At 39.2% G+C, this 789-nt stretch carries 1 protein-coding gene; it reads left to right on the top strand.

Annotated features, from left to right (window positions below):
* Positions 1–147: 147 nt before the first annotated feature.
* The coding region (locus QZ143_RS09900) for an alpha/beta hydrolase fold domain-containing protein (protein ID WP_292883794.1) at positions 148–789 on the top strand (642 nt) is incomplete at its 3' end.

The following is a 789-nucleotide window of genomic DNA, read 5'->3' as shown; positions in this document are numbered from 1 at the left end:
CTTTTAATTCTTGAAGATATATTTTATACATATAATATTTATATTTTAATGAAATCTTGATATTAAAATGCAAAAATAGATTGTACTCCCTCAAAAATTATATAACAAAATTACCAAAAAATATACCAATTGCTACAAGGTGAAAAAATGTCAAAAATGTCAAAAATCGTCGAATATGCACTGGAGAAAAGACATCCGGAATATCTCAGAAGTGCAGACGCTGCCCGTGAACATATGCAGAAGCGTTCCTCGGAGGAAGATGAAGAATTTAAAATTCCAAAAAGAATATACCACTCCAAAGTCGAAAGCAAAGACATGTTCGGCTGCCAGACACTAATATTCAAGGGCAGTGAAGACTGCAACCAAATTGTTATCTATCTTCATGGCGGAGCATACGTTAACGAAATCATGATTCCACACATATCCTTTTGTGACAGGCTTGCAAAAAAGGTCAGCGGAACAGTATTTGCTCCATTGTATCCTCTTGCTCCAAACCATACCTATGATGAAACCTATGATATTCTCGAAAAACTCTACAGGCATCTGTTAGAACTGGACAAACCCATAACCATCATGGGAGACTCTTCCGGAGGAGGACTTTCTGCAGCATTTGCACAATATCTGGCTGCCAACGATTTGCCGCAACCTGAAAACCTGATTCTCATATCCCCATGGGTTGACGTGTCAATGTCAGGAAAATACGATGATGTTGAAAAAGACCCGATGAGCGGAGTTGAAGGCCTTCGTGAAATGGGCAGAGCATGGGCAGGCAATTTGGACTTGAAGGAC

This window comes from Methanobrevibacter sp. UBA188 (assembly GCF_905234905.1).
GTDB lineage: Archaea > Methanobacteriota > Methanobacteria > Methanobacteriales > Methanobacteriaceae > Methanocatella.
Note: the sequence above shows the minus strand (reverse complement) of the source record. Positions and strands in the feature narration are given on the sequence as shown.